Origin of the sequence: Amycolatopsis sp. WAC 04182 (assembly GCF_003947465.1) — a bacterium.
GTDB lineage: Bacteria > Actinomycetota > Actinomycetes > Mycobacteriales > Pseudonocardiaceae > Amycolatopsis.
Genome location: NZ_QHJJ01000005.1, coordinates 230,295 through 241,896, shown reverse-complemented (window position 1 = coordinate 241,896; position 11,602 = coordinate 230,295). Strand labels below are relative to the sequence as shown.

Sequence of the window (11,602 nt, the reverse complement as noted above, 5' to 3'; positions counted from 1 at the left end):
GATCTGCGGCCAGCATGGCACGACGGCCCTGACGCAGGGTGCCCGGTGGTCAGGGCGCCGAATCGAAGGCGGCCATGGTGGCGGACTTGGCCTCGCTGGAGAGCACGTCGGCCGGTACGCGCTCATCCGTGAAGAAGCCCTTGTCCTTGGCGGAGTACATGACCCAGACCTGGACCTTGCCTCGCTGCGCCCACAGCTCCGCCCTGCTGTGCGCACTGCCGGACCGCTCGATCCGGAACCAAGCCCGGTCCGAGATCTCCGGCAACGGAACGACCTCACCCGTCGCCGGCGGGTTGTAGTCGCTCGCCCGCTGCTCAGCCTCCGGTCCGGTGAAGGCGTTGATCGAGACGTAAAGAGATCGGTAGCGGACGTGCTCAGCAGGCGTCGGCCGCCAGGTGCACGAGGTGAGCTTCGACGACGTGGCGGCCGCGGACGGCGGGCTGACCTTGACTTCGGCGAGGTTCGGGACGCCGAGACGCTCCATCGTCGGCCGCAAGGCCTCGCACTCCGGCGGAGCGGGACTCGACATCGGCGCCGCCCCCGTCGACTTGTAGTACTTCGACGCGAAGATGCCCCCGGTGACACCCCCGCCGATGAGCAACGCCATCAGCACGACGATCACCAGGATCACGATCATCCGGCGATTCTTCTTCGCCTTGGCCTGCACCCATGGCGGCTGAGGCGGCGCGAACCCCGGCGGCGGCCCGCCCTGCCCTTGAGGCTGATACATCCGAGCTCCCCCCTCGGGATCGCGATTAGGGGGCTAAACGCAGGTCCGTGCCCGGATCGCGATCAGCCCCCTAAACGCAGGTCGGCGTCAGTGGGCGAAGTGGCGCGTGCCGGTCAGGTACAGGGTGACCCCGGCCGCCTCGGCGGCGGCGATGACCTCGGCGTCGCGGATCGAGCCACCCGGCTGGACGACGGCGCGGACGCCGGCCTCCAGCAGGACCTCGAGCCCGTCCGGGAACGGGAAGAAGGCGTCCGAAGCGGCGACGGAGCCCTTCGCCCGCTCCCCCGCACGCGACACCGCGAGCCGCGAGGAGTCGACCCGGTTGACCTGGCCCATGCCGACGCCGACGGTCGCGCCGTCGTTCGCCAGCAGGATCGCGTTCGACTTCACCGCGCGCAGCGAACGCCACGCGAACTCGAGGTCGGCCAGCGTCCGCTCGTCGGCGGGCGCGCCGGTCGCCAGCGTCCAGTTCGCCGGGTCGTCGCCCTCGGCGGCGATCGTGTCGACGGTCTGCACCAGCATGCCGCCGGAGATCGGCCGGAACTCGATCGGATCGGGCGACGTGATCGCGGGCAGCTTCAGCAACCGCACGTTCTTCTTGCGCTGAAGGATCTCCAGCGCCTCGGCGTCGAAGTCCGGCGCCAGGACGACCTCGGTGAACACCTCGGAGATCTGCTCGGCGGCCTCGCGGCTCACCGGCCGGTTGGTCGCGATCACCCCGCCGTAGGCCGAAACCGGGTCGCACGCGTGCGCCTTCCGGTGCGCCTCGGCGATGTCCTCGCCGACGGCGATCCCGCAGGGGTTGGCGTGCTTGATGATCGCGACAGCCGGGGCGTCGAAATCGTAGGCGGCGCGGCGCGCGGCGTCGGTGTCGACGTAGTTGTTGTACGACATGGCCTTGCCGTGCAGCTGTTCCGCGTGCGCGAGGCCCGGCCGCCAGTGCTTGTACAGCGCGGCCTTCTGGTGCGGGTTCTCGCCGTAGCGCAGCACGTCGCCGCGCTCCCACGAAGCACCGGTGAAGTCCGGGAAACCGGAGTCGTCCGCGGGCGCGTAGACGTTCGCGAACCACGAGGCGACAGCGGTGTCGTAGGCCGCGGTGTGCGCGTAGGCCTGCGCGGCGAGCCGCTTGCGGTCGGCCAGCTCGAAACCACCGGCGGCGACGCGCTCCAGCACCCACTCGTAACGGGACGGGTCGACCACGACGGCGACGCTGCTGTGGTTCTTCGCCGCGGCGCGCACCATCGCCGGGCCGCCGATGTCGATGTTCTCGACACAGTCCTCGGGGCTCGCGCCCGAGGCGACGGTCTGCGTGAACGGGTACAGGTTGACCACGAGCAGGTCGAACGGCGCGATGTCGAGCTGCTTGAGCTGCTCGACGTGCTCCGGGCGCTCGCGGTCGGCGAGCAGGCCCGCGTGCACGCGCGGGTGCAGCGTCTTGACCCGGCCGTCGAGGGACTCCGGGAACCCGGTGACCTCTTCGACCGGCGTCACCGGCACCCCGGCGTTCGCGATGACCTTCGCCGTGCCACCGGTCGACACGATCTCGACACCGGCCGCGTGCAGCCCGGTGGCGAGTTCGAGCAGGCCGGCCTTGTCGGAGACGCCGATCAGCGCGCGCCGGACGGGACGCTGTCCCTGTGCGGTACTCACGAAAACCTCACCTTTCGTCCCTCGACCGCGCACCCGCTCCGGCCGAGCTTTTCGATCGTTTCCACCAGGAGCCTGCGTTCCACGGCCTTGATCCGCTCGTGCAGGACGTGCTCGTCGTCGTCGGGCTCCACGATCACCGGCTCCTGCGCGATGATCGGCCCGGTGTCGACTCCGGCGTCGACGAAATGGACCGTCGACCCGGTGACCTTGACGGCCATCGCCAGCGCGTCGGCCACGGCGTGCGCGCCGGGGAACGACGGCAGCAACGCCGGATGGGTGTTGATCACGCGGCCGGGGAACCGCGCGAGGAATTCGGCGCCGAGGATCTTCATGAACCCGGCGGAGACGACCAGGTCGGGCTGGTAGGCGGCGACGGCTTCGGTGATCGCCTTGTCCCACGCCGCGCGGTCGGGGTGATCGGCCATCCGCACGGCGAACGACGGCACGCCGGCGCGTTCGGCCCGGGTGAGCGCCTCGATCCCGGCGCGGTCCGCTCCGACGGCGACCACCTTCGCCGGGAAGTTCGGCTTTTCGACCGCGTCGAGCACGGCTTGCAGCAGCGTGCCGGAACCGGACGCGAGGACGACGAGCTTCACCGGAGTGGGCAGGTCCAACCGACTAGCCAGAACGGGCTCCTTGCCACGGCGGTACGCACTCGGGCGTACGGCGCTTCACCTGGTCGCGACAACCCTAACGGTCGTCGCCGGGGGCGCTTTCGTCGCCGGACCCGTCGGTGGATTCGGTCACAGCGTCATCCTGCTCGGGCTCGGTTTCCGGCTCTGCTTCCGGCTCGTCTTCGGCCGGAGTCTCGTCGACGTCCTCCGCCGGTTCTTCGGCCTCGGCCTCGGTTTCCTCCTCCGCCGGTTCGTCCTCTTCGGGCTCGACGAGGTCTTCCTCGACCTCGGGTTCACCCGGCGGTTCGGGGGCGTCGTGCGCTCCGGCGAAGAACGCGACGAATCCGCCGGGGACGACGATCCAGCAGAAGGCGATCACCGACGCGACCCCGACCGGCACGCTGACCGGATCGAACGGCCCGTCTCCCAGCCTGCCACCGGCAAGGGTCCCGAGGATGACGCAGCCGAACGCGACGAGCGCGCCCGCGACGGCCACCGCGCGCATCCGCAGCATCGGATCCTCGTCGATCGCGCGGATCCGCCAGCCGACCAGCGCGCCGACCAGCGCGGGCAGGAGGAGCAACGCGGGCCACCAGACCGCGTGGTGCGACGGGACGCCCGCCAGCACCGGCACCCCGGGCAGCTTGCCTTCCTGGTAGCCGAACATGCCGACGGTCAGCGAACCGACCGAGAAACCCGGCCCGGTGGTGAACGACAGCGCCGCGACGACCGCGTTCGGCAGGTAGGCGACGGAAAGTACGAACAGGCCGAAGCTCGCGCCGAATCCCGGCTCGAACAGACTGTCCACAGTGGACCAGGAAAACGCAGTGGCCGCGGTGAACACCACGGCGCCGCAGGCGATCAACGCGGCGAGCCCGAGCGCGCCCGCCCGCAGGCCTTGGACGGCCACCGGGTCGAACCGGTCCCGCACCGCGGCCGGAAGCCCGCAGACCCTGGCGACCCCCGCGATGGCGGCGAGTCCGGCGAGGAGGCCCGGTACGCAGAAGGCGGTCAGCGGATTCACGTCGACCGGCGATCCACCCGCCATCAAGGCGACGAGCACACCGAACAGGGCGTGGGCGCCGGCGATCACCGTCACCACCGGGATGGCGTCCGCCGGGGTCCGGCCGCCGACCCGACGGGCGGCGCGCGCGGCCGCCCGCGCCACGAGCCAGCCGACGACGAGGGTGGGCAGCAGGGGCAGCACACCGAGGGGATGACCGCCGAGGTCGAGTTCCACCTGCCACGAGGCGAGCCAGCCGGGGCCGGCGGCGAGCAGTGCGCCGGTGGCGGAGAACCGGGACCGGTCGGCGGCGAACGAAACCATCGCGAGGACGGCCGCGATGGCGGTGAAGGAGAACAACAGGGGCGCGCAGGCCGCCGCGAGCAACACACGAACCCGCTTCGCCCTGGAGACCTCCAGCTCGGGGACGAGGTCGCTCACCGGCTCTTCGCCCGGCGGGCGTTCGTCGCGGGTGAGCAGCTTCATGAACCGCACCATGACATCCGGACTGGGCCGTCCGGGTGAGGCACGCCGCCGCCCGTCGGCGCACGTGGCCCAACCCACCCGGTCGGGTAACACCGAAAAGAAAAGCACCCGCTGTGACACGGAGAGTCACAGCGGGTGCTTTTTTCGTGCGAGAGGTCAGCTCTGCTGGCCGAAACCACCGGGCGGTGTGCCCGGGTTCTGGCCCGACTCCGACGAGGAGGACGGCGGCTGCTGGAAGAACTGGCCCTGCTGCGGCGCGTACGTCGTGGCCTGCTGGCCCGGCGGCTGCGTGACCGGCGGCTGGAACCCGCCCGGCTGAGAGAACGGGCCGGACTGCTCACCCTGCTGCTGGCCCTGCTGACCCGAACCGGGGAACGGCTGGACCTGCGTGGCGGCCGGGCCCTGCTGCCCCTGCTGGCCGAACGGCCCCTGCGGGCCCTGCTGCGGGAACTGCTGGCTGTACGGGGCCTGCGGCGCCTGCTGCTGCGGCTTCGCGGCGGGCAGCTTGATGACGTCGTGCTCGAACAGCAGCGCGGCGACCGCGACCAGCATCTGCAGGATGCCGAGGATCAGCACCACGGTGAGGATGCCGGGGACCGAGACATCCTCACGGCCGCTCCCGTAGCCGATGACCAGGTCCAGCGCGCCGAACGCGCCGATGACGCTGAACAACGCGGCGAACGGCAGCGTCTTCGGACCGCGCGGCAACGCGTGCAAGGCCGCGAGCAGACCGCTGACCAGGAGGAAGACCGAGATCTGCCCGGCGGCGTCGGCCTCGTCGGAGAAACCGATGAAGAACTGCACCAGGCCGAGGACGGTGACGGCGAGCGCGAGCAGCAACGCCAGGTTCAGCGGAGTCGCCGGTGCCGGCGCCTGCTGCTGCGGAAAGGCTCCCGAGCCGGGGTTGGGGTGTTGCTGGCCGCCACCCTGCTGGGGGTAGCCGGGCCCACCGCTGGGATAGGACATCCGAATGCTCTCCTGTCGTTCGACCGGCACCCCGGGGCGCGCGGGACTCCCGGGACAAACGAGGCGGCTGTGATGCTCGAACGCTAGCGCACACGCGGTCACCCCACGCCTCGGGCTCTGAGACGTCTCTACACCCGGTCGGGTTCCGCGCGGAACCCCTCGGCGACGACCGGATCGCGATTAGGGGGCTAAACGCAGGTCCGCCGCCGGATCGCGTTTAGCCCGCTAAAGGCGACGCGCGCCCGGATCGCGTTTAGCGGGCTAAACGCGATCCGGACGCAAGAGGCGGGCCGGGCACCGGTGAAGGTGCCCGGCCCGCCGGGGAAAGCTCAGTCTCCGAAGATCAGAGGCTGTTGTACAGCTCGCGCGCCAGGACGGCGGTCTCGCTCGGGGTCTTCCCGACCTTGACGCCGGCGGCCTCGAGGGCCTCCTTCTTGGCGGCGGCCGTGCCGGAGGAACCGGAGACGATGGCGCCGGCGTGGCCCATGGTCTTGCCCTCGGGCGCGGTGAAGCCCGCGACGTAGCCGACGACCGGCTTCGTCACGTTGTCCTTGATGTAGGCCGCGGCGCGCTCTTCGGCGTCGCCGCCGATCTCGCCGATCATCACGATGACCTTGGTCTCGGGGTCGGCCTCGAACGCCTCGAGGGCGTCGATGTGCGTCGTGCCGATGACCGGGTCGCCGCCGATGCCGACACCGGTCGAGAAACCGATGTCACGCAGCTCGTACATCATCTGGTAGGTCAGCGTGCCCGACTTCGACACGAGACCGATCGGGCCGGCACCGGTGATGTCGGCCGGGATGATGCCCGCGTTCGACTTGCCGGGGCTGATCACGCCGGGGCAGTTCGGCCCGATGATCCGGGTCTTGTTGCCGGTCGCGACGGCGTGCGCCCAGAAGTAGGCCGAGTCGTGCACCGGGATGCCCTCGGTGATCACCACGGCGAGCGGGATCTCGGCGTCGATCGCCTCGATGACCGCGTCCTTGGCGAACTTCGGCGGCACGAAGATGACCGAAACGTCGGCGCCGGTCTCCTTGATGGCCTCCTCGACCGTGCCGAACACGGTGAGGTCCTTGCCCTCGATGGAGACGGTCTGACCGGCCTTGCGGGCGTTGACGCCACCCACGATGTTCGTGCCGGACTTCAGCATCTTGGTCGCGTGCTTCATGCCCTCGGAGCCGGTGAGCCCCTGGACGATGACCTTGCTGTTCTCGTTGATGAAGATCGACATCTCACGCACCTGCCGCGGCGAGCTCGGCGGCCTTGTCGGCCGCGTTGTCCATTGTGTCCACCACGGTGACGAGCGGGTGGTTCGCGTCGGCAAGGATCTGACGTCCCTCGACGACGTTGTTGCCGTCCAGCCGCACGACGAGCGGCTTGGTGGCCTCGTCGCCCAGGATCTTCAGCGCTTCGACGATGCCGTTCGCGACCGCGTCGCAAGCGGTGATGCCGCCGAAGACGTTGACGAAGACGCTCTTCACGTCGGTGTCGTTGAGGATGACGTCCAGACCGGCCGCCATGACCTCGGCCGAAGCGCCGCCGCCGATGTCGAGGAAGTTGGCGGGCTTGACGCCGCCGTGCTTCTCGCCCGCGTACGCCACGACGTCCAGCGTGGACATCACGAGGCCCGCGCCGTTGCCGATGATGCCGACCTCGCCGTCGAGCTTGACGTAGTTGAGGTCCTTGGCCTTGGCCTTCGCCTCGAGCGGGTTCTCCGCGTCCTTGTCGACCAGGGCCTCGTGGCCCGGCTGACGGAACGAGGCGTTCTCGTCGAGGGTGACCTTGCCGTCGAGGGCGATGATCTTGTCCTGCGGGTCACGGACCAGCGGGTTGACCTCGACCAGCGTGGCGTCCTCGGAGACGAAGGTCTCCCAGAGCTTCACGACGACGTCGGCGGCCTCGTCGACGATCTTCTCCGGGAACTTGCCCGCGGTCAGGATCTCGACGGCCTTCGCCTTGTCGACACCGATGATCGCGTCGACCGGGATCTTCGCGAGCGCTTCGGGACGCTCGACGGCCAGCTGCTCGATCTCCACGCCGCCTTCGGCGGAAGCCATCGCGAGGAAGGTGCGGTTCGCACGGTCCAGCAGGAAGGAGAAGTAGTACTCCTCGGAAATGTCCGAGGCTTCGGCCACCAGCACGCGACGCGTGATGTGGCCCTTGATGTCGAGACCGAGGATCGCCTCGGCCTTCTCGGCTGCCTCATCCGGCGTCTGGGCCAGCTTGACGCCGCCCGCCTTGCCGCGGCCGCCGGTCTTGACCTGAGCCTTGATGACGACCTGGTTGCCGATCTTCTCGGCGGTGGCCTTGGCTTCTTCGGGGGTGTTTGCCACGGCACCCGGCAGAACCGGTACTCCGTGGGCGGCGAAGAGATCCCTCGCCTGGTATTCGTAGAGGTCCACTACTCCAGTCTCCTGACGACACGCCACTGTGGTGGTCCGTTGCCGGACCGCGCTGTCGGACCAGTCGAGGTTAGCGACCTGCGCAGAAGCAGGGGACTCCGCACCTGGTGAAGTCGGTCACCGTACGCGGTCAGACGGTGTTTCCACGGTGTGAGACCGCACACCGGAGACCCAGTTCGCCGCGTCTTCCAGGGTTTCGAAGGAGTTCTCGAACCCACTCGGCCCGTTACCGACCGCGAAGAGGAGAACGCCCGGGACCGCTTCGGCGAGTTCTTCCGGCCCGCTCGCGCCGCACAGGACGCCGAGGATGTCCGGATCCTCCTGTTCGACCGTCTTGGTCGCTTGGTCGACCGTGTCGAGGCGCCCGACGTAGACGACCTCGACGCCGTCGTCACGCAGCAGCCGTCCGAGAGCGACCGCCGCACCTTCCTCGACGTCGAACTCGGCCAGCACGACGCGGAGAAGACGGCGCGTCATCCGGCCGGCCGTGCGCCCGCGACGGCCATCCCGGCCGTGACGAGGGTGACGACGGCTCCGCCCAGTGCGAGCCAGAACCCGATCCCGGCCGACGAACCGTCGTACTCCGAGCCGACCAGCGGAAGTTCCGCCGCGCGCAGGCCGAGCACCAGCGCGGCCCCGGCCAGGGCGGACGCCGCCGCGGCGGGCCGTGAACGCGGGACGAGCGCGTACAGGCCGAGAACGACCGCGAGCGCGCCGAGCAGGCCCCACGACGCCGCGCCGAAGTGCGACCACAGCCCTGGAGCGGTGTAGCCGGGCGCGGTGAACACCGGCGTGCCGAAGGCGGCGATCGCCAGTACCGCCGCCGCGACGAGCGGGGTGAGCACGTTCCCGCTCGCCCGCGTTCCGTCCAGGCCGGTGTCCAGTTCCGCGTCGTCGTCGGAGACGTCGCGTTCCACGACTCCGGTGATCACCGCGGCGAGCGCGGCCACGGCCGCCAGCACGAGCGCGATGAACGTCCACGTGACCCCGGGACCCGCCGAGTAGCCGACCTTGTCCGGCAACGGCACCGGCAGGTCGACCCCGAACAGCGCCGGATCGACCGCTTTGTCCTCGGTCACGGACAAGGCCGCGCTCAGCACCGCCGCGCCCGCGAGGACGACACCCGCCCACGTGGCCGCGACGACTCCCCGGGCGAACGCCGAAAGCCGCGGCACAAAGACGAACAGCGCGGGCACGGCGAGCACGACGGCGGCGCCGAGCAGCAGCCAGCGCGCCGGTGTCTCGGGGACCGGCGTCGGACCGTTGGCCTTCAGCACCGGGGCCAGGGCACCCGCGACCGCGGCGGCCGAAGCGAGCAGCGCCAGACCGCCGGTGGCCAGCCGCCACCAGAACAGCCCCGGCAGCCTGGCCTCACCCGCCAGGTCGCCGGTGACGGCCTCGCCCGTTTCCGCGACGTCGAACCGGGTGAAGGCCAGCCCCACGAGCGCCAGGCCGGCGACGGTCACGACCACCGATCCCGGCGCGACCGAAAGCCGGTCCACGACCAGCCCCGCGATCACGGGCGGGACACCGACGGCGAGCGCGGCCAGCCCCGCCCCGGCGAATCCGCCCTTGCCGACCCCGGCCGAGGGCGAACTCACCGCCACGAGCGCGGTCAGCGGGAGCAAGGCCGCGAGCATGAGGTACCCGGCCATCGCGACGGTCGGGCCCTCGAAGGCGTTCTTGGCCAGGAGGTACGCGTTGCCCGAACCGAGCGGCGCGAGCAGCAGGCCGACCCCGCCCGCCACGCCGAGCACGGGCCCGAGCAGCCGCCAGCGGCGCCGTCCGTCGAGTTCACCCGCCAGTTCCGCCTCGTCGCGGGCGGCTCCGGCGGCGAACGCCCCGGCCGCGAGCGTGAGCAGGTGGCCCGCCACCAGCGGCCACAGTCCCGGCCCCGCCGGAGGCAGCGCGAGCAGCCGGTCGGCGAGGAACAGTTCCGGACGCGCGGCGAGGGAGCCGTCGGCGAGCAGCTGCAGGTCCAGCAGCAGCCGTCCGGGCGCGAGCGCGGTGAGCCCGAGGACCAGACCCGCCGCGAGCCCGGAGCGGCCGGTGGCCAGTGCGTAGAGCACGGCCGCCGCGGGCGCCAAGGCCAGCACGACCAGCAGAGGAGCGGCGGTGAAACCAGGCGAACCGCCCTGGATGACGGGCAGCAGCGCGCCGGCGGCCAACGCGACCGCGCCGGCCGACACCAGCCCCGCCGCCAGCAGGAGCGCTCGCGGGCGGGAGCCCGGTTCGCTCCGGAGAAGTTCAGCGGACGCGGTACCGGGGACGGCTTGCCCGGCGGAGTCGCCAGGGTGCCGTGAGCGCGAAGTCATCGACGGCGACGCTAGCAAGCCGGGGTCGGCGGGGCCCGGCAGCAGGGGCGCCGCAGGTCTCACCGGCGCTCGGCAGGGCCCCAGCATGGCCACTGAAGAGGCCCAGTCCGGGTAAACCTCCTGCAACACCGTCGGGCAACCGCTTATTTCCCTCGTTTGCCTCCTTTTCGGCCCTCCGGTACCCCCGAACGGCCCCCTGATCTTGTAACGCAAGTCACACGGTTGTGAGTAAACCTCCTCTAACTTTGGGTAATTTTCACTGGACAACGGCTAGATCGCCGTCGCCCGATCGGCCGAGAGCGCCGCCAGATCTTGCTGATCGGGGTGCCGCTTCGTTACTGTCCCGGGGTCCCCATTACAGTCAGATCACGAATGAGAGCACCGAACGAACCACCCCCGAGGTCGTTCACCGGGATCCCCCGCCCGGGCTCTTGATCCGACTCCCCGAACATGGAAGGCCCCGTCTTGGCTTCACACCGCTCCCCCGGCGGCCAAGCTCCTTCCCCGGCGCTCGAGAACGCACTCGATGGTGCGGTCGTCCGCGTCCGGGGCTCGCACCGCCTGTCGCCCCCGTCCTCGGCCCTTCGTGGTCGTGTCGTGGTCGCAGCCGTCGCTGCCGGCGCCTTCGCGGCCGCCGCTGCCGGGCAGACCCTGAAGTCCGTTTCGGAATCCTCCGACGCCGCCGTCACCCCGCTGGCCAGCACCCAGGACGCGAGCGCCTCGTTCGCCCTCGGCGGTGGAGCCGGTGGTGGCGCCCCCGAGCTGCTGCCGACGAGCCAGTCGACGAACGCCTCCGCCGAAGCCCAGAAGCTTTCGGAGAACAACAGCATCACCCAGGCCCGCGTCAAGCGTGAGGCCGAAGCGGCCCGCAAGGCCGAAGAAGAGGCCAAGCGGCCCAAGACCTGCATGCCGACCAAGGGCACCTTCACCTCGGGCTTCGGCGCCCGGTGGGGCACGAGCCACCTCGGCATCGACCTCGCGGCCCCGATCGGCACGCCGATCGTCGCGGCCTCCGACGGCACGGTCATCGAAGCGGGCCCCGCCAGCGGTTTCGGCCTCTGGGTCAAGGTCCAGCTCGCCGACGGCACCGTCCACGTCTACGGCCACATGAACTCGTTCTCCGTCCGCGAAGGCCAGAAGGTCAAGTGCGGCGAGGAGATCGCCGAGGTCGGCAACCGTGGCCAGAGCACCGGCCCGCACCTGCACTTCGAGGTATGGCAGAACGGTTCGAAGAAGATCGACCCGCGCCCGTGGCTCGCCGCCCGCGGCGTGAACGTCGGCTGATCGAGCCTCGGCTTTCCTTTCACCACACCGTTTCACCACTCCGGTGACTCCGCCCGCGATGAGGGCGCGCCGGGCGACGACGCTCTGGCGCGCCTTCAAGGCCTCCGCTTCCCCCTTCGAGCACATCGGCTTCGAGGACACAGGGAAACGTC

10 protein-coding genes are annotated in these 11,602 nt (G+C 70.5%); 1 reads left to right on the top strand and 9 read right to left on the bottom strand.

Annotated features, from left to right (window positions below; translation table 11 throughout):
• Window positions 1-49: 49 nt before the first annotated feature.
• The 9 genes from DMH01_RS27085 to DMH01_RS27045 form a co-directional block, all read right to left on the bottom strand.
• A complete protein-coding gene (locus tag DMH01_RS27085) occupies window positions 50-730 on the bottom strand; it encodes a hypothetical protein (RefSeq protein ID WP_125680037.1) in 681 nt (226 codons plus the stop codon).
• Between the two features lie 87 nt (window positions 731-817).
• Window positions 818-2,380: a bifunctional phosphoribosylaminoimidazolecarboxamide formyltransferase/IMP cyclohydrolase gene (gene purH / locus DMH01_RS27080; protein ID WP_125680036.1), complete on the bottom strand. Its 1,563-nt coding sequence runs from the start codon at window positions 2,378-2,380 to the stop codon at window positions 818-820.
• On the bottom strand, window positions 2,377-2,994 hold the full coding sequence (purN, locus tag DMH01_RS27075; RefSeq protein WP_125680035.1) for a phosphoribosylglycinamide formyltransferase: 618 nt from the start codon (window positions 2,992-2,994) through the stop codon (window positions 2,377-2,379). The genes purH and purN overlap by 4 nt, the downstream gene beginning before the upstream one ends.
• Before the next feature lie 76 nt (window positions 2,995-3,070).
• On the bottom strand, window positions 3,071-4,495 hold the full coding sequence (locus DMH01_RS27070; RefSeq protein WP_199745641.1) for a DUF6350 family protein: 1,425 nt from the start codon (window positions 4,493-4,495) through the stop codon (window positions 3,071-3,073).
• A gap of 144 nt (window positions 4,496-4,639) precedes the next feature.
• A complete protein-coding gene (locus DMH01_RS27065) occupies window positions 4,640-5,449 on the bottom strand; it encodes a DUF5336 domain-containing protein (protein ID WP_125680033.1) in 810 nt (269 codons plus the stop codon).
• Window positions 5,450-5,792: 343 nt separating this feature from the next.
• Complete coding sequence (gene sucD / locus DMH01_RS27060) at window positions 5,793-6,680, bottom strand: succinate--CoA ligase subunit alpha (RefSeq protein WP_005165134.1); 888 nt, start codon at window positions 6,678-6,680, stop codon at window positions 5,793-5,795.
• Between the two features lies 1 nt (window position 6,681).
• Window positions 6,682-7,851: an ADP-forming succinate--CoA ligase subunit beta gene (gene sucC / locus DMH01_RS27055; RefSeq protein WP_125680032.1), complete on the bottom strand. Its 1,170-nt coding sequence runs from the start codon at window positions 7,849-7,851 to the stop codon at window positions 6,682-6,684.
• Between the two features lie 117 nt (window positions 7,852-7,968).
• Window positions 7,969-8,328 carry a hypothetical protein gene (locus DMH01_RS27050; RefSeq protein ID WP_125680031.1) on the bottom strand — a complete coding sequence of 120 codons (360 nt, stop codon included), beginning with the start codon at window positions 8,326-8,328 and terminating at the stop codon, window positions 7,969-7,971.
• Window positions 8,325-10,166, bottom strand: a complete 1,842-nt coding sequence (locus DMH01_RS27045; protein ID WP_125680030.1) for a hypothetical protein — start codon at window positions 10,164-10,166, stop codon at window positions 8,325-8,327. Before DMH01_RS27045 ends, DMH01_RS27050 begins: the two co-directional genes overlap by 4 nt.
• Before the next feature lie 597 nt (window positions 10,167-10,763).
• On the opposite strand from DMH01_RS27045, the gene DMH01_RS27040 reads away from it, so the two are divergent.
• Window positions 10,764-11,450 (top strand): M23 family metallopeptidase, encoded by a 687-nt coding sequence (locus tag DMH01_RS27040; RefSeq protein WP_125680029.1) that lies wholly within the window; start codon window positions 10,764-10,766, stop codon window positions 11,448-11,450.
• The last annotated feature ends 152 nt before the right edge of the window (window positions 11,451-11,602 follow it).

What these genes read in the sequence shown, in the direction of transcription:
- DMH01_RS27050 (WP_125680031.1), bottom strand. Translation starts at nt 8,328, where the DNA reads ATGACGCGCCGTCTTCTCCGCGTCGTGCTGGCCGAGTTCGACGTCGAG.
- sucD (WP_005165134.1), bottom strand. Translation starts at nt 6,680, where the DNA reads ATGTCGATCTTCATCAACGAGAACAGCAAGGTCATCGTCCAGGGGCTC.
- DMH01_RS27070 (WP_199745641.1), bottom strand. Translation starts at nt 4,495, where the DNA reads ATGGTGCGGTTCATGAAGCTGCTCACCCGCGACGAACGCCCGCCGGGC.
- DMH01_RS27065 (WP_125680033.1), bottom strand. Translation starts at nt 5,449, where the DNA reads ATGTCCTATCCCAGCGGTGGGCCCGGCTACCCCCAGCAGGGTGGCGGC.
- DMH01_RS27085 (WP_125680037.1), bottom strand. Translation starts at nt 730, where the DNA reads ATGTATCAGCCTCAAGGGCAGGGCGGGCCGCCGCCGGGGTTCGCGCCG.
- DMH01_RS27045 (WP_125680030.1), bottom strand. Translation starts at nt 10,166, where the DNA reads ATGACTTCGCGCTCACGGCACCCTGGCGACTCCGCCGGGCAAGCCGTC.